Annotated in this window: 17 protein-coding genes; 8 read left to right on the top strand and 9 right to left on the bottom strand. The window is 73.0% G+C overall.

The annotated features are described in order from the left end of the window. Window positions 1–147: 147 nt before the first annotated feature. The 3 genes from CS0771_RS17045 to CS0771_RS17060 all read left to right on the top strand — a co-directional run bounded on the left by CS0771_RS17045 (window position 148) and on the right by CS0771_RS17060 (window position 4,447). Complete coding sequence (locus CS0771_RS17045; RefSeq protein ID WP_212841907.1) at window positions 148–1,623, top strand: DivIVA domain-containing protein; 1,476 nt, start codon at window positions 148–150, stop codon at window positions 1,621–1,623. A 165-nt stretch (window positions 1,624–1,788) separates the two neighbouring features. Then, window positions 1,789–3,714 (top strand): fibronectin type III domain-containing protein, encoded by a 1,926-nt coding sequence (locus tag CS0771_RS38790; protein WP_244870846.1) that lies wholly within the window; start codon window positions 1,789–1,791, stop codon window positions 3,712–3,714. Between the two features lie 124 nt (window positions 3,715–3,838). After that, on the top strand, window positions 3,839–4,447 hold the full coding sequence (locus CS0771_RS17060; protein WP_212841908.1) for a hypothetical protein: 609 nt from the start codon (window positions 3,839–3,841) through the stop codon (window positions 4,445–4,447). A 61-nt stretch (window positions 4,448–4,508) separates the two neighbouring features. Here CS0771_RS17060 and CS0771_RS17065 read toward each other — a convergent pair whose 3' ends face one another. Further along, entirely contained in the window at window positions 4,509–5,552 is a 1,044-nt protein-coding gene (locus CS0771_RS17065; RefSeq protein WP_212841909.1) for a suppressor of fused domain protein, read from the bottom strand. Window positions 5,553–5,669: 117 nt separating this feature from the next. On the opposite strand from CS0771_RS17065, the gene CS0771_RS17070 reads away from it, so the two are divergent. Beyond that, window positions 5,670–6,011, top strand: a complete 342-nt coding sequence (locus CS0771_RS17070; protein ID WP_203747083.1) for a helix-turn-helix transcriptional regulator — start codon at window positions 5,670–5,672, stop codon at window positions 6,009–6,011. A 1-nt stretch (window position 6,012) separates the two neighbouring features. Then, window positions 6,013–6,489, top strand: coding sequence for an SRPBCC family protein (locus CS0771_RS17075; RefSeq protein ID WP_212841910.1), 477 nt, complete (start codon window positions 6,013–6,015; stop codon window positions 6,487–6,489). An 85-nt stretch (window positions 6,490–6,574) separates the two neighbouring features. Here CS0771_RS17075 and CS0771_RS17080 read toward each other — a convergent pair whose 3' ends face one another. Next, window positions 6,575–8,044, bottom strand: a complete 1,470-nt coding sequence (locus CS0771_RS17080; RefSeq protein WP_244870847.1) for a hypothetical protein — start codon at window positions 8,042–8,044, stop codon at window positions 6,575–6,577. Window positions 8,045–8,159: 115 nt separating this feature from the next. Next, window positions 8,160–9,767 (bottom strand): TROVE domain-containing protein, encoded by a 1,608-nt coding sequence (locus tag CS0771_RS17085; protein ID WP_212841911.1) that lies wholly within the window; start codon window positions 9,765–9,767, stop codon window positions 8,160–8,162. Window positions 9,768–10,136: 369 nt separating this feature from the next. Here CS0771_RS17085 and CS0771_RS17090 point away from each other — a divergent pair, with 369 nt between their 5' ends. Continuing rightward, window positions 10,137–10,706 carry an HAD domain-containing protein gene (locus tag CS0771_RS17090; RefSeq protein WP_212841912.1) on the top strand — a complete coding sequence of 190 codons (570 nt, stop codon included), beginning with the start codon at window positions 10,137–10,139 and terminating at the stop codon, window positions 10,704–10,706. A gap of 203 nt (window positions 10,707–10,909) precedes the next feature. Continuing rightward, window positions 10,910–11,605, top strand: coding sequence for a GNAT family N-acetyltransferase (locus CS0771_RS17095; protein ID WP_244870848.1), 696 nt, complete (start codon window positions 10,910–10,912; stop codon window positions 11,603–11,605). Here the strand turns inward: CS0771_RS17095 and CS0771_RS17100 are convergent. From CS0771_RS17100 to CS0771_RS17115, 4 genes are all read right to left on the bottom strand, one after another. After that, window positions 11,571–12,140 carry an adenylate kinase gene (locus CS0771_RS17100; protein ID WP_212841914.1) on the bottom strand — a complete coding sequence of 190 codons (570 nt, stop codon included), beginning with the start codon at window positions 12,138–12,140 and terminating at the stop codon, window positions 11,571–11,573. The genes CS0771_RS17095 and CS0771_RS17100 overlap by 35 nt on opposite strands. A gap of 30 nt (window positions 12,141–12,170) precedes the next feature. After that, window positions 12,171–12,830, bottom strand: coding sequence for a hypothetical protein (locus tag CS0771_RS17105; protein WP_212841915.1), 660 nt, complete (start codon window positions 12,828–12,830; stop codon window positions 12,171–12,173). A gap of 29 nt (window positions 12,831–12,859) precedes the next feature. Then, window positions 12,860–13,477 carry a hypothetical protein gene (locus CS0771_RS17110; RefSeq protein ID WP_212841916.1) on the bottom strand — a complete coding sequence of 206 codons (618 nt, stop codon included), beginning with the start codon at window positions 13,475–13,477 and terminating at the stop codon, window positions 12,860–12,862. Window positions 13,478–13,641: 164 nt separating this feature from the next. After that, window positions 13,642–14,892, bottom strand: a complete 1,251-nt coding sequence (locus CS0771_RS17115; protein ID WP_212841917.1) for a glycoside hydrolase family 16 protein — start codon at window positions 14,890–14,892, stop codon at window positions 13,642–13,644. 409 nt (window positions 14,893–15,301) lie between these two features. On the opposite strand from CS0771_RS17115, the gene CS0771_RS17120 reads away from it, so the two are divergent. Further along, window positions 15,302–16,231 (top strand): NADP-dependent oxidoreductase, encoded by a 930-nt coding sequence (locus tag CS0771_RS17120; protein ID WP_212841918.1) that lies wholly within the window; start codon window positions 15,302–15,304, stop codon window positions 16,229–16,231. A 63-nt stretch (window positions 16,232–16,294) separates the two neighbouring features. Here CS0771_RS17120 and CS0771_RS17125 read toward each other — a convergent pair whose 3' ends face one another. Both CS0771_RS17125 and CS0771_RS17130 read right to left on the bottom strand, forming a co-directional pair. Further along, a complete protein-coding gene (locus tag CS0771_RS17125) occupies window positions 16,295–18,166 on the bottom strand; it encodes a right-handed parallel beta-helix repeat-containing protein (RefSeq protein ID WP_212841919.1) in 1,872 nt (623 codons plus the stop codon). A gap of 418 nt (window positions 18,167–18,584) precedes the next feature. Next, window positions 18,585–19,466, bottom strand: a complete 882-nt coding sequence (locus CS0771_RS17130) for a sigma-70 family RNA polymerase sigma factor (RefSeq protein ID WP_212841920.1) — start codon at window positions 19,464–19,466, stop codon at window positions 18,585–18,587. Window positions 19,467–19,605 lie beyond the last annotated feature (139 nt).

Genomic DNA, 19,605 nt, shown 5'->3' on the forward strand with positions numbered 1-19,605 from the left:
ACCCGGGGCAGGGTGACGAGGTGCCGGGGTCGCCGATACCCTCTCCGGATGTGCAGGCGGGCGGTGGGTCCGTCGGCCATGCCGCGTACCCCCGCGCGGTGTGGCTCATCCGCCGGCATCGCTTTCGCGATCTATGGAGGATGACGTATGTCTCTGGGCGAGCAGCACGGCCAGCGTGACGACCTGGCCGCACGGCCGAACTTCGAGGTCACCCTGCGCGGGTACGACAAGCGCCAGGTCGACCACTACCTCGCGCAGCTCGACAGCGAGATGTCCACGCTGTCGGCCGAGCGCGAGCGCGCCGTGGTGCAGGTCCGCGAGCTGACCGAGCGGCTCAAGCGGCAGCACACCGACCTGGCCGAGCTGGCCGAGCTGCGCCAGCGCCCGCCGCAGGTGGAGCGGGCGTCGTTCCGCCACCTCGGCCCGATGGTGGACCAGATCCTCGACCTGGCCGAGAAGCAGGCCGAGCAGATCACCACCACCACGGCGCAGCAGATGCAGCACCACAAGGCCGAGGCGGAGAAGATCCTCGCCGAGGCCCAGGAGCGGGCCGACCGGATGCGGGTCGACAGCGAGGCCGCCATGGAGCGCGCCGAGCAGGAGCTCAAGCGGGTGCAGGAGGCCAACGCCCAGCAGGCCGAGCACGCCCAGGCCGAGGCCGAGGCGATGGTCGAGGCGGCCCGGGTGCGCATGCAGCAGGAGATCGAGGCGGCGCGGGCGCAGACCCAGCAGGAGATCTCGCAGTGGAAGGCCAACGTCGAGCGCGAACTCGGCGAACTGCGGTCCAGCGCCGAGCGGGAGATCGCCGGGCAGCGCACCGCGACCAACCAGAAGAACGCCGCGCTGCAGGCCGAGGCCCAGCAGTACGCCACCGACCTGCGCCGCCGCGCCGACGACCAGAACGCCGCGCACCAGCAGCAGCTGACCGTGGTGCAGCAGGAGATCCGGGCCCGCCGTCAGGCGCTGGCCCAGCTGCAGGCCGAGCTGGACATCGCGCAGCAGCGCCTGGTGCAGTCGCGCCAGGAGGGCGCCGTCGCCGAGCGCGAGGTGGCCCAGCTCCAGCAGCGCCTGTCCGAGATCAACAAGGACCTGCACACCGAGATGCAGCGCCTGGACGAGGCGCGCCGGGCGGCCGAGTCGGCCGAGCGCCACGCCGTGGCGGTGCGGGCCCGGGTGCAGCGTGAGGCCGAGCGGGTGGCCAACCTGGCCGCCGCCGCCGTGATGGCCGCCGCCGTGGGCGGCGTGGAGACGGGGGAGTACCCGCGGGTGCAGGTGCGCCAGCCGGGCTCCGCGCGGCACTCCGCGGCGGAGGTCGACGTCGAGGACGTGGCCGCCGCCGTGGTGCCGGACATCGCCGAGCACGTCGCCGCCGAGATCGTCGCCGAGGCGCTCGACGCCGCCCACGAGGAGCTGGACGAGTCGGACGCGCGCGGGTCGCAGGACGGCCACCCGCTGCACGACGAGCGCGAGGAGCACGCTCCGCACGCCGCCGAGCAGCACGAGGAGTATGAGCAGCACGGCGCCGAGCACGAGGAGCAGCGGCACGCCGAGCACAACGGCCGCCACAACGGCCACCCGATCCCCGTGCAGCGCGCGGCGGAGGAGCGGGTCGGCGCCGAATAGCAGCAGCTCACGAGGGCCCGTTCGCGTCATGCGAGCGGGCCCTCGGCATACCCCCATGTCTCGGTATTTGGGAATTAATAGTAAGGCTTATTGACTGTTAATTATCGAGCGGCGACGATCCAGGAACCCTCCATGCTCCCCGTCCTCAGAACGGAGCAGCTCGATATGAACAGATTGCGCGCCGCCGCCGCGGCCGCCGCGACCGCCCTGGTCGCCGCCCTTGCCGTCACCGCCCTGCAGACCCCCGCCAGCGCCGCCGAGGTGCTCGTCAACGGCGGTCTGGAGTCGGGTTCGCTCTCCCCGTGGAGCTGCACCGGCGGGCTCGGCAGCGTGGTGTCGACCCCGGTCCGCACCGGCACCAAGGCGCTGCAGGGCGCCGCCAGCTCCTCCGACAACGCCAAGTGCACGCAGACCGTGTCCGTGGTGTCCGGCACCCAGTACACGCTGTCGGCGTGGGTGCGCGGCAGCTACGTCTACCTCGGCGTGAACGGCGGCACCTCGACCTGGACCCCGAACGCGACCAGCTGGACGCAGCTGACCCTCACCTTCACCGCCGCCAGCAGTTCGATCCAGGTGTACCTGCACGGTTGGTACGGCACCGGCACGTACCACGCCGACGACATCTCGCTGCAGGGGCAGGGCGGCACCGGGCCGCAGGTCCCGGGCGCGCCCGGCAACCCGTCGGCCGGCTCGATCACCAACACCTCGGTCGCGCTGTCCTGGGGCGCCTCCTCCGGCACCGTGAGCGGCTACCGGGTGTACGAGGGCAGCACCGTCGTCTCGTCGCCCACCGGCACCTCGGCCACCATCAGCGGCCTGGGCGCGTGCACCACGCACACCTACTCGGTGGCCGCGTACAACAGCGCGGGTGAATCGGCTCGCTCCGGCTCCGTCACGGTGACCACCACCGGCTGCGGCACCGGCGTGCCCGGCGTGCCCGGCAACCTCCGGGTCACCGGCGCCACCGACACCTCGCTGTCGCTGGCCTGGAACGCCTCCTCCGGCACCGTCACCGGCTACCGCGTGTACGAGGGCGGCACCCTGCGCACCACGGTCACCGGTCTCAGCGCCACCCTGTCCGGCCTGGGCACCTGCTCCAGCCACACGTACACGGTGCGCGCCTACAACGGCACCGGCGAGTCGGCCGCGGCGACCGTGTCCGGCACGACCACCGGCTGCACCACCGGCACCCTGCCCAAGCACCTGCTCACCGGGTACTGGCAGAACTTCGTCAACGGGGCCACCCCGCTGCGGCTGTCGTCGGTCCCGACCACGTACGACATCGTCGCGGTCGCCTTCGCCGACGCGGTCGCCGGCACGCCCGGCGCGGTGAGCTTCCACGTGGACGCGGGGCTCTCCTCCGCGCTGGGCGGCTACACCGCCGCGCAGTTCAAGGCGGACGTGGCCACGCTGAAGTCGCGCAACCAGAAGGTGATCCTGTCCGTCGGCGGTGAGCTGGGCAGCGTCTCGGTCGGCAACGCCACGGCCGCGACCAACTTCGCCAACACCCTCTACAACCTGATCACCGAGTACGGCTTCAACGGCGTCGACATCGACCTGGAGAACGGGCTCAACGCCACGTACATGGAGCAGGCGCTGCGCAACCTGCGCTCCCGGGTGGGCAGCGGCCTGATCATCACGATGGCGCCGCAGACGATCGACATGCAGTCGACGGGGGCGGGCTACTTCTCGCTGGCGCTGGCCATCAAGGACATCCTGACCATCGTGCACACCCAGTTCTACAACTCGGGCAGCATGCTGGGCTGCGACCAGCAGTTCGCGTACTCCCAGGCCACGATCAACTTCCTGACCGCGCTCGCCTGCATCCAGCTGCAGAGCGCCCTGCGCCCGGACCAGATCGCGCTCGGCCTGCCCGCCACCACCCAGGCGGCGGGCGGCGGCTACGTCAACCCGACGGTCGTCAACAACGCGCTCAACTGCCTGGCGGCCGGCACCAACTGCGGCAGCTTCGTCCCGCCGGCCCGCTGGCCCTCCATCCGCGGCGCCATGACGTGGTCCATCAACTGGGACGCGGCCAACGGCTACAACTTCGCCAACACCGTCCACAACCACCTCGTCACCATGCCGTGACGAAAGGAAGGGCACCTTCTTATCGTTATATGCATAAGAAGGTGCCCTTCCTAACCTTCTGTCGTCGGTTAGTTGTCAGCGCTGGATCTTGATTTGGCGGCGGCTGCTCGGCACGATTTCGGCCATGACGCTCCGGGCACCCCTCGCCGCGCTGGTCCTCGCGACCACGCTCGCCACCGCCGCCTGCACGGGCGAGACCCCCTCCGCCACCTCTCCGGCGCCCAGCGGCACCACGGGCGCGACCATCGCCGCCGTCGACCCGCCCGCGGCCGGGGACCGCGACGCCTGCCTGGCCGGCAAGTGGTCGGCCGACGTCGACGCCATGGCCGAGAACGTGTCCAAGATGGGCGGCATGACGAACGCGACCGGCTCCGGCACCGGCAACCTCACGCTGGAGTTCGGCGACCAGATGACCATCACGTACGACGACGTGGTCTTCTCGCTCACCATGGAGATCTCCGGCTCGAAGGCCGTCGGCAAGAACACCGTGAACGGCTCCGCGACCAGCACCGAGTACCACGCCAAGGACGGGAAGATCACGGGTGTGATGCCCGGCGGGAAGATCTCCACGAAGACCGTCGTGGTCCTCAACGGCGTCGAGACGCCGACGACCACGGGCGGCTACGACGGCAACCTCGACCTGTCCAAGGGCACCCTGGCCTACACCTGCTCCGGTGACACGGCGACGCTGAACAACGGCTTCTTCGCCATGCCGCTGAAGAAGATCTCCTGATCCGTCGCGCTTCGGCGCCGGCCCGCCTGGATGACAGGCGGGCCGGCGCCGTTGACGGGCGTCAGCCGATCTCGGCGACCACGTTGCCGTCGGCGTCGCGGATCTGCGAGCGCACGATCCGCACCACCAGCCCCGGCGCCCCGGGCACGGTGTACGTGCCCGCGACCGGGCGCAGCGTCTCCGCCAGCGCCACGGCCGCGCCGGCGGGCAGCACCACCTCGATCGCGCCGTCGCCCACCTCGGCGACGCCGTACGCGTCCCCGGTCCGGAACAGCACGGCCCCGTCGGGCCCGTCGACGACCAGCCCCCGGTCGTAGGCCAGCCGCGCGCCCAGCACCCCGGCGAGCCGCGTCGCCGCGTTCGCGCCGAACCGGACGGTGGTCACCCCGCCGTCGAGCTGCCAGCCCACGTCCGACACGAACAGCGCGCCGGTCGACGAGCCGTCGCGGCGCACGCCCTCCTCGATCGCGGCCGCGATGCCGGGCTCGCCGGTGAGGTCGCCCCGGTCGAGGTCGGTGACGAGCAGCGGCAGCCGGGGCAGCAGCACGTCGAGCAGCCGGCCCGTGTCCCAGCGCTCGATGACGGCGTACTCCTCCAGGGTCAAGCCCACCACCTGCAGGAACACGACCCGGCCGTGCGGGGTGTCGATGGTGCCGAGTTCGGGGTCCTCGGCGAAGGCGGCGGCCTGGATCGCCGTGTCGGGCCGGGCGAGCGAGATCGGGCCGTTCAGGTTCAGGTGGTGCCCGGGGCCGAAGACGTTGCCGGAGTTGAAGACGTACCGCGCGAGGTTCTGCAGCAGGCTGACGGCCCAGAGCGGCGGGTCCTCGTCGCCGGGCGCGCGGGCCGTCCGGAAGGTGAACTCGAAACCCCAGCCGGACTGCTCCGGGTCCTCCCACTCCTTGCGGTACAGCTCGGACATGCCGTAGCTGACCAGATGCCAGTGGTCGTCGCGGCGGTAGACGCTGACGCCGTCCAGGGGGTCGGGGCCGCCTATTCGCCATTTGATCACCGTGCCGTAGTGCAGCGGGTCCACGCCGGGATAGAGCGGGGCGAGCGCGGCGTCGATGGCGTCCCAGCCGGGGTAGGTCTCGTCGTCGTCGGTCATGGGCGGTCAATCTACGGGTGGTTCACGACATCGGGGGTATGGGTTGCATGCGCCCCCAGTGACGTGCATACTCAACTTGTCGGTTGATTAACCGAACGGTTGAATAGAGAGGCGGTCATGGACCGACTGAGCCTGGTCTTCGCGGCGCTGGCCGATCCGACCCGCAGGGCGATCCTCGCCCGGCTGGCCGACGGCGAGGCCACCGTGAACCAGCTCGCCGAGCCGTTCCCGATCAGCCTCCAGGCGGTCTCCAAGCACCTGAAGGTGCTGGAGCAGGCGGGCCTGATCACCCGCGGCCGGGACGCGCAGTGGCGCCCCTGCCGGCTGGAGGCGGCCCCGCTGCGCGACATCGCCGACTGGGCTGACCAATACCGGCGCTTCTGGGACGAGCGCTACGACAGGCTGGACGAATACCTGCGGACTCTGCAGGAGCAGGGTCCCGACACCGAGGAGAAGTGAGATGGGCGAGACCAAGACCCTGGACGTCAAGCTGCGGGGCGACCTCGAGATCGTGATGACGCGCAGCTTCGACGCGCCGCTGGAGCTCGTCTGGGAGGTGCACACCAAGCCCGAGCACCTGAAGAAGTGGTGGGCCCGCGGGCACGAGGCCGACATCACCGAGCACGACTTCCGGCCCGGCGGCAAGTGGCGCATCGTCGAGCACGGCGACAACGGCGAGGAGTGGGCCTTCCGCGGCGAGATCCGCGAGATCGTCCCGCTGGAGCTGATCGTGCAGACCTTCGAGTTCGAGGGCATGCCCGGCCACATCTCGGTGGAGCGGCTGGTCTTCGAGTACAAGGACGGCAAGACCGTGCTGACCGGCACCTCCACCTTCGCCAACAAGGAGGACCGCGACGGCATGGTCGCCTCCGGCATGGAGGGCGGCGCGAACGAGTCCTACCAGGCCCTGGACGCGTACCTGAAGACGCTGGCCTGAGCCCGGCGCGGCGGCCCCGCCGACGGCACCCGCCGCCGGTGGGGCCGCGCCATGTCCCGTGGTGGCGCGGCCGGCGGCGGCGCGGTCAGTTGCGCGCGCCGCCGAAGCCGAGCAGTGCGGCCAGGCCCAGGGCGCTGCGCGGCGCGTACGGCATGCGCCACAGCCCGCCGTGCGCGGCGCCCGCCGCCTCCTCCTGCCACACGTGCTCGCGTACCGGCGGGGGATTGCGCAGGTCGTGCACGAGCAGCGCGGCCATCAGCGTGTTGCTCACGGCCGGGTCGAACACCTCCACCCCGAACGCCGGGGCCCCCGCGTAGGCCGCGGCCAGCACCCGGTTCTTCACCACCGATCGGGTACGCGTCGGCGGCGCCACCGTGAAGCTCACCGTCGCGCCCTGCGCCCGCGCCGTCGCGGCCCGCCACCGCTGCAGGCGCTTGGCCAGCGCGTAGTTCGGCCCCTGCTGCGCCACCAGGCTGTCGCACACGCCCGGGTCGGCGTCCGGCGGGTAGTTGCGCCGCAGCAGCCGCCCCGCCGACACCATGCGCAACGGGCCGCGCAGCGTACGCAGCACGCCGCCCGACTCCCGGTACTTCGCGTCCGCATGCGCCACCGCCTCGGCGGGCGCGGCGAACACGTCCGTCGGCGTGGCCAGGAACGCCAGCGCCGTGTCCGGCCGGCTCGCGCGCAGGTGCTCGGTCAGCGCGTCCACCGCGGCACAGACCCGGAGATTGGTCGCTCCGTCAGCGTAGACGTAGTTGCCGACGGCGAGCCTGCCCTCGACGCCGAGCAGCCACTCGGCCACGACCGGCAGGTCGTGCAGGAGATCCGCCCCCGCCACCTCGGCCAGGTCGTCGCGGCTCTGTCTCGCCGCCGACACCGGCACGCGCAGCCGCCCGCCGTAGCGCGACGCGGTCTGCAGCAGGTTGCGCCACAGCCCCGGCCGCGGCAGGTCCACCGCGACCACGTCGCCGCCCCAGCGCAGCAGCGAATGGGTCGGCCCCATCTCCGCGCCCGCGCCCAGCGCCACCACGCGTACATCGGACAGGTCCAGCCAGTCCGGGTTCGCCTGCACCGCGCGCACCGCCTCGGCACACCCCGGCTCGATCACCCCGGCCGCCACCCAGGCGTCGAGCTGCCGGGCCAGCGCGTCGCCGCGCAGCCGCTCGCCGCGGTACGGCAGGGACAGCTCGCGCTCCACCTCGCCGTCACCGGTCACCGTCACCGTGTCCAGCCGCTCGCCGGGCTCCGGCGCGCGGTCGAAGGCGTCGCGCAGCCCCACCTCGCGGTCGGCGTACACCACTCGCATCCGGTCGTGCAGGGACGCCAGGCCCGCGGCCGCACTGCGCCGCGCGGCCCCGCCGTCGGGCAGGCCCGCCTCCACCAGCCGCCGGAAGTGCACCAGGTAGTCGGCGCGCCAGTTCGTCTCGTGCTCGGCCGCCCGCGCGCCGATCGGGTCGATCTCGCGCAGGGCGTCGGCGACCACCGCCCGACCCAGCGCGGACGTGCTGCGGTCGGTGCCGCTGCTGACGGGGAAAACCACCCCGGACGATGCCATGGTGTTGCGCCTCCTTCGCCGGCCGGTGCGGCCGCCGTGCGCCGCGGACACTAGCGGGTGCCCCACCGGTCGGCAACGACCGGCACCGCGGCGCACGCCGTGCCGCAGCGGCCGCCTAGAACGGCCAGCAGTCGCTGTCACCTGCCTCGACCAGCGGGATCATCCGGAAGGCGGCATCGCTCAGCCCGCCGAACGTGTGCCGGTGCGCGGCCGACGGCGCGTGGCCGAGGCGGTAACCGGCCAGGTTCCACGTGTACACGGGCACCCGGCCCGGCACCGAGGCCGCCACGTTGCGGTCGCCGTGCCAGGACGCCTGCTCGTCGGTCAGGATGACCACCCGGTCGTGCCCGTCGTAGTGCCGCTGGACCGCCGCCCTGGTCTCGGTGCCCTGCGCGAGGAAGTACCCGGCCTTGAACCGGTCCAGCCCGGCCAGCAGCGACTCGCCGGCCACCTCCGGGAAGGCCCGGCTGCCCGTGGAGAACGACACCACCGTCGGCTCGGCCGCCCGCGCGGCCACGGCCAGGCCGAACACCGCCGCGGCGTCCCAGAACCGCAGCGAGCCGTCCTTGCTGAACGGCATCGACATGGAGCCAGAGGTGTCTATGAGGATCAGCACTCGCCCGTCCAGCGCGGGCACGTTGACCAGAGCATGTTGCAACGCGGACGCGAGCGGCTCCGCCCAGCGCGGGCTCGGCGCCGCCCGGTACGCCGACAGGAAACGCATCGGCAGCACCCGGGCGCGGGCCACCTCGGCCGGGTCCGACAAGCGCGCGGCGACCACCGCGGCCGTGTCGTCGCCGACTCCGGCCTCGTCGAAGTTGCGCAGGTTGCGCAGCAGCGCGAAGTAGCCCATGTTCGGGATCATCGACGTCCAGGCCGCCGCGTCCATCGTGGACTGCCGCCAGCCCGCCAGCGCCTCCCAGGTCATGCCCGCACGGGCCAGCACCGCCGGGTCGGTGACCGCGCGCCGCTGCTCGACCGGCGTGGCCATCAGCTCGGCCCGCGCCCGGACCACCGGCAGCGTGTCCGGCACACCCCGGTCACGGCCCAGGCAGCGGTCGACGGCGTGGCGGAACAGGTCACCCTGCCACGGCGCGACCGCGACCGGGTGGGTCAGCCGGACCACGTCCCCGAAACGCACCGCGGCACCCGCGCTGTCGTACTTGAGCAGGTTCTTCTCCGTGTAGAGGCGGCGCACGGCGTCGGCGACGCCCCGCTTGACCGGCTTCGGGATGGTCCGGCCGTGCCGGGACAGCCAGTACGCCAGCGCCTCGCCCGGCTCGTCGGCCCGCTGCAGCGCCGCGTCCACCAGCGCACGCGAGCCCGGGACACCGGCCTGCACCTGCGCGTACGCGCCCTCCAGCGCCGCCACGACCGACGCCGAGCGCAGCATCGCGCCGAGCCGCAGCCACGGCACGAACCGGGCGAACCAGTCGGCGTCGGTGACCGCGACGGTGCGCACGAGCTCGCGGAAGCGCTCGTGACGGCTGCCCGCCCGCTCGTAGAACGCGTCCTCGCCCACCATGTACGACACCGCGAGCAGGTACAGCTCCAGGCGGGGCGTGCGGACGAAACCCGGGGCGCCCTCCTCGGTCACCCACTGCGGGACGATCCGCCGTGCGCCGCCCGCCGCCGTGCGCAGCGGCACCACGGTGACCTCTTCGAGCTCGTGACGGTTCTCGCGCACCTTGAAGTTGAACCGGGCCAAAAGGACGTCCCCCATCCGGCGCCGGAACGGTCACGGCGCACCACACACCCGAAATCACGATCGACGGCGACACTGTGCTGCTCTGTCGCCTGAGCGGCGCGGACCGGCGGTCGACGACCCCGGCCCCTGGCCCGGCGGGCGGCTCGCCCACGGACGGGATTGCGGCGTGACAGCACCTCCCGAGACAAGGTGGGCGACGGCGTCTTTGTTCGAGGAAGTAGCCGTCACCAGCGCACCGGGAGGTGTGCGGAGAAGCTATCGGCGTACCGGTTCGTGGCGCAATCGATTTATCTTTTCCTGGTCGCGCGGTGCGGTGCCGGGTATGCCTGCCAGGTCCGCCGGACGCGGCGACACTGCTTGTCGTCCATGGAGGGAGGGTGTGAGGTGCTGCGACGACGGCCGGCCGTGTCGGGGGTGCCGATCTGGCTGCTGGACATCGACGGTGTGATCAACGCGGTGACCGACGAGCCGGACCGGCGGGTGTGGCCCGAGCGGGAGTGGATCCGGACCACCGCGCCCAGCAACCACGACCTGGAGTGGCCCATCCTGGCCGCGACCCCGGTCCTGGACTTCCTGCGCCGGGTCCACGAGCAGGGCCGGGCCGAGATCTGGTGGCACAGCACATGGCAGCACAACTCGGTCAACGTGGGCACCGCGCTCGGCCTGCCGGTGTGGCCGGTGCGGGAAAGCCCCGAGTTCGGGACCCAGGAGACCGAGCTGGCGACCCCGCTGGCCAGGACCCGGCAGACCTGGTGGAAGCTGCCCGCGGCGCAGCGGGTGCTCGCGCAGGGACGGCCGCTGCTGTGGACCGACGACGACGCGCGCCGCCAGCTGCGCGCCGCCGACACCCGGCCGTGGGGCGCCAGCGCGCTGGTGGTCGCCCCGCCGGTGGAGGCCGGCCTGACGCCCCGGCAGCTGCGCCGCATCGACCGCTGGCTCACCAACTGGTCCTGACCCGGCTTCTCGATCATCATGGCGGGTGCCGGCCGGCAATGCGATCGGCCACCGCCCGGTCGACCGGGCCGTCGGCCCGTGGCGGCGTCCTGCGGGCGGAGCCGGCCGCCGGCGTTCCGGCTGCCGCCGTGCCCGCACGGCCCGGTGGCTACGATGACGTCTGCTGCTCAGCAGGGCAAAGGTCACACGGGGAGGGGAGCGCGGTGGGCTCGTTCGCGGTCGACACCGGGGTGCTCGACGACCCCGCCGGAGCGGCGCTGGCCGGGCCGCACGCGGGTTTCGTCCGCAGGCAGGGCCGGGCCGCCTGCTACGACCCGGAGGTGACGCCGTTCGCCGCGCTGCCCCCGGGCGCGGACGGGCGGGACTGGGCTGATCTGGCGGCGCTGATCGGTGCCGACGGCCGGGCCGTGGTCATCGGCGACCACCCGGTGCCGGACGGCTGGCAGGTCGGCTGGCAGGACGAGGTCGTGCAGCTCGTCGACGCCGGAGTCGAGGTCGCGGACGAGCCCGAGGCCGTGCGGCTGGGCCCCGCCGACGTGCCGGAGATGCTGGACCTGGTCTCCCGCACCCGGCCCGGACCCTTCCTGCCCCGCACCATCGAGATGGGCACCTACCTGGGCGTACGCCGCGACGGCAGGCTCGTGGCGATGGCGGGCGAGCGCGTGCACCCCCCGGGGTTCACCGAGCTGAGCGCGGTCTGCACCGATCCCGAGTACCGCGGCCAGGGCCTGGCGACCCGGCTGATCCGGGCCGTCGCGGCCGGGGTGCGCCAGCGTGGCGAGACGCCGTACCTGCACGCGGCCAGCGACAACACCGGCGCGATCCGGCTCTACGAGGCGATGGGCTTCGCGGTGCGGCGCAGCCTCACCTTCGCCGTGGTCCAGCCTCCGCAGAGCTGACGGGCAGCCCGGCGACCCACGCGTCCAGCTCCTCCGGCGTGCGGAACAGCAGCACCCGCGGGCCGGGCGAGTCGGTGGCCCACTGCCGCATCCGGCGGCGCTTGCGGCCGAACGAGCCGAGGTGCCACAGGATGATCGACTCAGTGGACAGCACGCTGCTCAGCGTCTCGCGGTTGCCGTTGCAGATGGTCTCGCCGGTGGACACCAGGCGCGCGGTGCGGCGCAGCAGCCGCCGCATCGTCAGCCAGCGCCCGAAGTCCAGTGCGACGATCAGGTCGGCCGAGGCCATCGGGATGTCGAGCCAGTCGCGGTACGCCCCGTCGAGGATCCAGGACTTCCGGCGGCACAGTTCGGCGATGCGCTCGCGCTGGATCCGCATCGGCACCTCACGCCAGCCGGGCTCCCACGTCAGGTCGTCGACGGGCCGCCAGGCGATGCCGAGCAGCCGCGACAGGCGTACAGCCAGGGTGGTCTTGCCGGAGCCGTACACCCCGTAGATCAGGATCCGCGAGGGCAGCGGTTCAGCGGGAGTCACGCGCAGAGCGTAGTAGCCGGGCGCACCTGCTCACCCGGTGCGCAGGTGGCCGGCCAGGTCGTCGATGCCGGTGTAGAGGTAGGCGGTCTGGTAGGCAGGGTTGCCGAACAGGCGGGCCTCGCCGCGATGGACCGCGAGCAGCGTGCGGTCGCCGTGCCACCACTCGTCGGCCAGCCCGTCGACCTCGCGTACGCGCCGCAGGCCGTACCGCCCCGGCAGCTCGTCGACGCGGGGGCCGGTGGCCAGGCCGACGTCCGCGGGCAGCGCGGTGGCCAGGTGGGCCAGGGCGGCGGCCTCGACCCAGCCGTCCACCGAGCCGTGCAGCGGCACCCAGGTGTCTCCGCCGTGGATGCCGAAGCGGCCCTGGCCGTCGACCCGGAACGTGTACGCGTTCGCCCCGCGCGCCGGTCCGGCGGCGAAGCCGTCGTGCTCGGTGAGCGCGGCCGCGTCGAGCAGCCGCGGGCCGCCCTCGTACTCGGTGGTGGGCGGCAGGGCCAGGCCGCCCCAGCGCATCTGGAACTCGGCCAGCGGCTCGATCGCGGCGTCGGTGCGGCCCTGCCGGTGCCAGTGGCGGCGGTGCTGGTCGGCGGTCCACACCTGGTGGCGTACGCCGTGGGCGGCCAGGTAGGCGCGGGCCCGCGGGCTGAGCCTGCCCGGGGCGTCCAGGATGTGCCGCACCCTGCGCACCACCGGGACAGGCTACCGCCGCGCACCGACGATCAGGCCGTGGTGCGTACGGTGAACGAGCACCACGGCGCCCATGCCGACACCTCGGCGCCGTCCTCGGCGCGCACCCGCCACCGGTACTCGCCGTCGGTGAGCACGCCCGGCGGGACCCCATAGGCCAGCACGTAGTCGCTGGAGTGCGGGGCCAGCACGCTGAGGAACGCCGCGCCGTCCGGCAGCGCGATCTCGAACCTGCCCACCAGGTCGGGGTAGGGCTGCGCCGGGCCGGGATAGCTGCCGTCGGGCTCGGTGGGAGACGCGGCGAGGGTCGGCGTCAGGCTGGTGGACACGGGGTGCCCGCCCGCGCAGAACTGGAAGCCGTCGTAGGGGTAGGACGACAGGCGCAGCGTGTCCGGGACCCCGGGTGCCGTCGGGACCGGACCTGGCGTGCTGGTCGCCGACGCGGTCGGAGCGGGCGTGCCGGTGGCCGTGGGAGAGGGTTGCGGCGCGGGTGTCGGACTCGCGCTCGGTGATGCGGTGGGGTGCGGCTTGGGCCGGTGCGCCGGACGGCCGTACGCGGTCGAGGTGACGACCAGGCCGAGGGCCAGCGGCAGGCAGAGCGCCGCCGTGCGCCCGGCCCAGGCCAGGGGTGTGGAGTGTCCTACAGGCATGACGTCCCCGTTTCGGTGGATCCTGCGGAAGCCTGCGGCGGCTTCAGGGGCAGTCCACAGTAGAAGCGGGAAAGTTGTCAGCCCTGCCGGCCAGGCTGTAAGGGGACGTTAAGAAACCGGTGTGCCCCGGCCAGCAGTGGCCGGGGCGCACCGGTGCGGTGCGATCAGCCCTTGCGCCACTTCTGGGCGCCGGTGCCGTTGCAGGTGTACAGCTGCAGCTTGGTGCCGTTGGCGGTGTTGTTGGCGGTCACGTCCACGCACTTGTTGGCCTGGATGTTGACCAGGTCGCCGGCGCCGCTGAGGACGAACTTCTGCGCCCCGGTGCCGTTGCAGTCGTAGAGCTGGATGGCCGCGCCGTCGGCGGAGGAGCCGGCCGCCACGTCCATGCACTTGCCCAGCGCGCGCAGGCTGCCGTCGGCCTCGAAGCTCCACTTTTGCGCGCCGGTGCCGTTGCAGTCCCAGATCTGCAGCCGGGTGCCGTTGGCGGTGTTGGAGCTGGGGATGTCGATGCAGCGGTTGCTGCTCTGGCCGATGAGCGAGGTCGCGCCGGACGGCGTGCCGCCGTCGTGGGCGAACACGCGCACGTAGTCGACGAGCATCTGCTGCGGGAACACGGTGCTGGCGTCGGGCGAGCCGGGCCAGTTGCCGCCCACGGCGACGTTCAGCAGCATGAAGAACGGGTGGTCGAACACCCAGCGGTTGGTGCCGGCGTCGGCGCGGGTCTTGCGGGAGTACTGGATGCCGTCGATGTACCAGGTCACCGAGTCCGGCGCCCAGTCGACGGTGTACGTGTGGAACGCGTCGGCCAGCCGCTGCCCGCCGGGCATGGTGTACGAGCCGGTGAGCGAGCAGCAGCCGGAGTAGCCGGGGCCGTGCAGGCTGCCGTGGACGGTGCCGGGCTCGCGGCCGATGTTCTCCATGATGTCGATCTCGCCGCTGTTCGGCCACGGGTTGGTGGCGATGTCGCTGCCCAGCATCCAGAACGCGGGCCAGATGCCGTTGCCGCGCGGGATCTTGATGCGCGCCTCGAACCGGCCGTAGGTCTGGGTGAACCGGTCGGCGGTGAGCAGCCGTGCCGAGGTGTACTGGCAGCTGCCGTACCAGCAGCCGTAGCCGGCGGGGTTCTCCCGGCGGGCGGTGATGACCAGGTTGCCGGCCCCGTCGTGCACGGCGTTACTGGTGCTGTTGGTGTAGTACTGCAGCTCGTTGTTGCCCCAGCCGCCGCCGCCGATGTCGAACTTCCACTTGCTGCCGTTGACGGGAGTGCCGGCGGCGGCGTTGAACTCGTCGGACCAGGTCTGCGGGCCGACGGCGAGGGCGGGCGTGGCGGTGATGACGGTGGCGGGCACGGTGAGCGTGGCAGCGGCGAGCGCGGCCACGGTGACGCGGGCCATGAGCCGTGTTGCTCTGCGCATGGGACCTACCTCCAGGGAGCGGGCGGAGCGTGCTACCAGGCGGTCGAGCGGGACACCTTTTCGGTAAGCACTCTTTATAAATCGATACGCGTCACGTTAAATCCGCGTGACGCCGCCGTCAAGAGAGCGCTCTCTGCGTATGCGGGCGCGAACGGCGGGTGACCGTCCACTGTGGATCATCCTCTACCAGGTTGACGGGGTGCTGTCGTCACCGCTTCCGGCGGGTCCGGCGGCCGATCGAGGAGAGGCGCGCCGTTTGAGGACATGCGCCGGGCGAGTGGTGGTCGCCGGTGCGGCGGTCCCGGTGTCCGGAGGGCCGCCGGACCCCGTCGTCGCGGACGGTATCGGCGTGCCTGGCCGGGGCCGTAACGTCGCGGAATCCACCATGGACGGACAGTGAGGAGAGCGGATGCGCGCGGTCATCAGCGCGGAACTCGGGGGAGCGGCGCGGCTGGCGGAGCTGGAGACACCGTCCGCCGGGCCGGACGAGGTGCGGGTCAAGGTCGCCTCGTCGTCACTGAACGGCTTCGACACCGCTGTGGTCAGCGGCTACATGGCGTCATTCATGGAGCACCGGTTCCCGGTCGTGCTCGGCCGCGACTTCGCGGGCACGATCGACCAGGTCGGCCCCGGGGTCGGCGGGTACGCCGAGGGCGAGCGCGTCTTCGGCGTGGTGCTGGGATTCCCGCTGCAGGCCGGCGCCTTCGGCGAATACGTGGTGGTCCCGGCGGCGAGCCTGGCCCGGGTGCCCGAAGGGCTCGACCTCACCACGGCGGGGGTGCTGGGCCTGGCCGGGTCCGCCGCGGAGACCGCCGTTATCGCGATCGACCCGCAGCCCGGCGACACCGTGCTGGTCGCGGGCGCGACCGGCGGCGTGGGCTGCATCGTGGTGCAGCTGGCCGCCGCGCGCGGCGCGGTCGTGCTGGCCACCGCCTCGTCGCCGCAGGGCGCCGAGCTGGTACGCCGTCTCGGCGCCGCGCACGTGATCGACTACCGGCACGAGTTCATCCCGCAGGTCGCCGCCGTGGCGCCGGGCGGGGTGCGGGCCGTGGTGCACCTGGCCGGGGAGCCGTTCGAGCTGGCCGACCTCCTCGCGCCCGGCGGCCGGTTCACCAGCCTGCTCGGCGTCGGGCCGGACCAGATGCTCGGCCGTGACCTGGTCGCCGTGCCGGTGAACGCCGTCCTGGCGCCCGCCGCGATGGAACGCCTGGCGGGCGAGGTGCGCGCGGGCCGGGTGACCGTGCCGGTGCAGCGCGTCTACGAACTCGACGAGGTGCCGCAGGCGTTCGCCGACTTCGCCGGGGGCACCATCGGCAAGCTCGCCGTGCGCGTCGGCTGACCGCACGGCGGCACATCGCCCGGCCGGGGCCCGTCCGCACCGCGGGCCCCGGCCGGGTCCAGGTCAGCAGAACGGCGTGCCGCTGGGCCGTACGCACAGGTCGCCGCCCGGTCCGCCGTCGTAGACGTCCGTGCCCGGTGCGCCGATGAGCAGGTCAGCCCCGGCCCCGCCGTACAGGGTGTCGTCACCGGCGCCGCCGATCAGCAGGTCGTTGCCGTCGCCGCCGCGCAGCTCGTCGTCGCCGCCCAGGCCGAGCAGCGTGTCCGCGCCGCCGAGCCCGCACAGCACGTCCGCACCTGCGGTGCCGATCAGCACGTCCGGGCCGGGCGTGCCGGTCTTCGTGCAGGCCGGTGCCGGCGGGACCTCGCTGACCTCGACCGCGCCGGTCTCGCACGCGGCGCCCTGCGGGCGGGCGGTGCCCCGCTGGTCGGCGGTGAGCACCGTGCACGCCGCGGCGGGCACCCGGCCGTTGACCGGGCTCGCCGCGGTGGGCAGCAGCGTCTGCGTCGGGCCGCCGTTGGCGGCCAGGCCGAGCAGGCCCGCGTCGGGCGTCGTGTTGAGGTCGCCCGGCCCGGCCACGAACGCGCACGAGCCGTCGCCGCCGACGTTGTACCCGGTGGACGTGGTGGTGCCCGCGATCGCGCACTCGTCGGCGCCGCCGGTGCCCAGTGCCACGACCGAGGCGAAGGCGTGCAGGTCCGCGCCGGTGGCCACGTTGGACGCGACGGGGCCGAAGTTGCCGTACACGGTGGCGTGCCGCAGGAACACGTCGCCGCTGTCCCCGAACAGCGCGCCGCCGGAGACGTCGGCGTTGTTGCCGGTCAGCGTGGAGTTGTCGACCCGGATCTCACCGGTCTCGGCGTACACGCCGCCGCCCCGGCCGTCGGCGCCCAGTGCGCCGTTGGCGCTGAACGTCGAGCCGGTCAGCACGATCTGCGCGGGCGGCGGCCCGTCGGTGTTCTCCAGGATGAACACGCCCAGCCCGCCCCCGGCCCCGTCGCGGGTGTTCCCGCTGACCGTGCTGTTCGTGACGTACACGTGCAGCTCGTCGGTGGGGGTGTCCTGGTCGGCGTTGACCACGATGCCGCCGCCCGGCGACGCCGGCCCGGGGCTGTTGCCGCTGATGGTGGAGCCGGTGACCTCCAGGTGGCCGCAGGCCGAGCAGGTCACCCCGGTGCCGTCGTTGTCGGAGACGGTCGAGTCGGTCAGCGCGAACAGGCCCGAGCCCTGCCCGGTGGTGCTCAGGCCGCCGGTGCCGTTCTGGGTGACCGTGGAGCCGGTGACGGTCAGCGCGCCGTCGATCAGGCCGACGCCGCGCAGCGTGTGCTGCCAGATGACCGAGTCGGTGACGTGCACCGTGCCGAACGAGACGCGGATGCCGGTGCCGGTGTTCGGGCCGAGCGTCGAGCCGGTCAGGTCCAGGCTCGCCCCGGAGACGCCGTCCTCGCTGTTGAGCACCGCGCCGCCGCCCGCGTCGTTGCCGGACACGGTGCTGTCCACCACGTCGAGGTCGCCGGCGTACTGCACGGCCGCGCCGGGGCCCTGGCCGCCGGTGAGGGTCACGTCCTGCACGGTGACCGCGCCGGCCGTGTCGAGGGTGTGCAGCAGACGCTCGTTCGGGCAGGTCTGGGTCACCGTCGCGCCGCCGCCGTCGACGGTGACCGGCTGCGCGGTGGTGACGTCGAGGTCGCCGCCCGCGTTGGTGTCGTCGTCGGCGCACAGGCTCAGGGTGTACGCCCCGGCGGCGAGCTCGATGATGGTCGGCCCGGCGGCGGCGTTGGCCGCGTCGACGGCCTCGCGCAGCGAGACCAGGCCGTCCCCGCCGTTCACCACGTCGGCGGTGGTGGTCACGGTGACGGTGGCGGCCAGGGCCGGTGCGGCGGGCAGCACCACCAGGGCCGGGATTACGAGGAGCAGGGCGAGGGTGCGCCGCATCAGAAGTCCTCTCACGACAGTGCGCATCGATGCGCTTGCCTGCGAGCCTGCTGCGTGCGGCCCGGGCCGCACCAGCCACCGGTCGGCCACGAGCACTGTCGGCATGCGGTCAGGCCGGGGCGCCGAGGGCGTGCGCGCCAGGTGGGCGGACGAGCCGGAAGTCGCCACGGCGACACCCGGGTCGCACCGCCGGGACGGGCGATGCCGGAAAGCGCCCGCGACGGTGGTCTTGGTGGCGGCCACAACTTCTGGGATGTAGCTACATCCCAGAAGTTGTGGCCGCCGCGCGGTGACCTATGCCGCCGGCAGGCGGATGCCGGACGCCGGCCTGTGGTGGTCCGGGTCCGGCACGGCCGCCCGGGCCCGAGCTCCAGGCAGGGACACCAGGGCCGGTGGCCGAGGCCTGGATCCGTCGCGGTCAGACGGAAAGGAGTTCCACGTCCAGGGCGGCCAGGGCGGCGCGGTCGGCGGTGAGGTCGATCGCCGTGATGCGGCCGTCGGCGACGGTGAAGGAGAGCGCGACGCGCACCTTGCCGCCCGGTGCCCACACCGCGCCGACGATGCCGTCGAGCAGCGCGGGACGGGCCTCGGCGGCCTTGCCGGACCAGTAGCCGGCCACCGTCTGTGAGCCGTGGGCCTCGGCGGTGGAACCCATCTTCACGGCCATCGCGTCGGCGCGCATCACCACGTCGGGGTCGAGCACCGTCAGCAGGTCCTCGAACCGGCCCTCGCGGGCGGCGGTCAGGAACGCGTCGACCACCGCACGGCGGCGGGCCTGGTCGGCCTCGGCCGCGTCGGGCGCCTGGCCCTGCACCCGGCGGCGGGCCCGGCTGGCCAGCTGCCGCGCGGCGTCCGGCGACTTCCCGATGACCGGGGCCACCTCGTCGAACGGCACCGCGAACATGTCGTGCAGCACGAACGCCAGCCGCTCGGCGGGGGCGAGCGTGTCCAGCACGACCAGCAGCGCCAGCCCGACGGAGTCGGCGAGCAGCGCCTCCTGCTCCGGGTCGGGCGTGGCGCCCGCCGCGGGGAGCAGGCCGGTCTCGGCGGCGTCGTCGAGAGTGTCCTCCCGGCGGGTGGTACGCGAGCGGAGCATGTCCAGGCAGATGCGGCCGACGACGGTGGTCAGCCAGCCGCTGAGGTTGCCCACCTCGCTGATGTCGGTGCGGGACAGTCGCAGCCAGGTCTCCTGCACCGCGTCGTCGGCCTCGGCGGTGGAGCCCAGCATCCGGAACGCGACGCCGCGCAGCCGTCCCCGGTCCTGCTCGAAGCGTTCCGCCAGCCAGTCCTGATCCCGCATCTCCCGCATACCTCCGTGAATCGCCATCAAGTGTGATCCAGGCCATATCTGTCACATCTTCGTCGAGCGGCCCGTCATACCGATGACGAACGAGAACGGGCCGATGTGACAGCCCGGATGACCAAGATCCTATGGAGGA

Origin of the sequence: Catellatospora sp. IY07-71, assembly GCF_018326265.1 — a bacterium.
Classification (GTDB): domain Bacteria; phylum Actinomycetota; class Actinomycetes; order Mycobacteriales; family Micromonosporaceae; genus Catellatospora.

Bases quoted from the DNA above. Each gene is read 5' to 3' on its own strand.
- CS0771_RS17045 (WP_212841907.1), top strand. From the start codon at position 148: ATGTCTCTGGGCGAGCAGCACGGCCAGCGTGACGACCTGGCCGCACGG.
- CS0771_RS38790 (WP_244870846.1), top strand. From the start codon at position 1,789: ATGAACAGATTGCGCGCCGCCGCCGCGGCCGCCGCGACCGCCCTGGTC.
- CS0771_RS17060 (WP_212841908.1), top strand. From the start codon at position 3,839: ATGACGCTCCGGGCACCCCTCGCCGCGCTGGTCCTCGCGACCACGCTC.
- CS0771_RS17065 (WP_212841909.1), bottom strand. From the start codon at position 5,552: ATGACCGACGACGACGAGACCTACCCCGGCTGGGACGCCATCGACGCC.
- CS0771_RS17070 (WP_203747083.1), top strand. From the start codon at position 5,670: ATGGACCGACTGAGCCTGGTCTTCGCGGCGCTGGCCGATCCGACCCGC.
- CS0771_RS17075 (WP_212841910.1), top strand. From the start codon at position 6,013: ATGGGCGAGACCAAGACCCTGGACGTCAAGCTGCGGGGCGACCTCGAG.
- CS0771_RS17080 (WP_244870847.1), bottom strand. From the start codon at position 8,044: ATGGCATCGTCCGGGGTGGTTTTCCCCGTCAGCAGCGGCACCGACCGC.
- CS0771_RS17085 (WP_212841911.1), bottom strand. From the start codon at position 9,767: ATGGGGGACGTCCTTTTGGCCCGGTTCAACTTCAAGGTGCGCGAGAAC.
- CS0771_RS17110 (WP_212841916.1), bottom strand. From the start codon at position 13,477: ATGCCTGTAGGACACTCCACACCCCTGGCCTGGGCCGGGCGCACGGCG.
- CS0771_RS17115 (WP_212841917.1), bottom strand. From the start codon at position 14,892: ATGCGCAGAGCAACACGGCTCATGGCCCGCGTCACCGTGGCCGCGCTC.
- CS0771_RS17120 (WP_212841918.1), top strand. From the start codon at position 15,302: ATGCGCGCGGTCATCAGCGCGGAACTCGGGGGAGCGGCGCGGCTGGCG.
- CS0771_RS17125 (WP_212841919.1), bottom strand. From the start codon at position 18,166: ATGCGGCGCACCCTCGCCCTGCTCCTCGTAATCCCGGCCCTGGTGGTG.
- CS0771_RS17130 (WP_212841920.1), bottom strand. From the start codon at position 19,466: ATGCGGGATCAGGACTGGCTGGCGGAACGCTTCGAGCAGGACCGGGGA.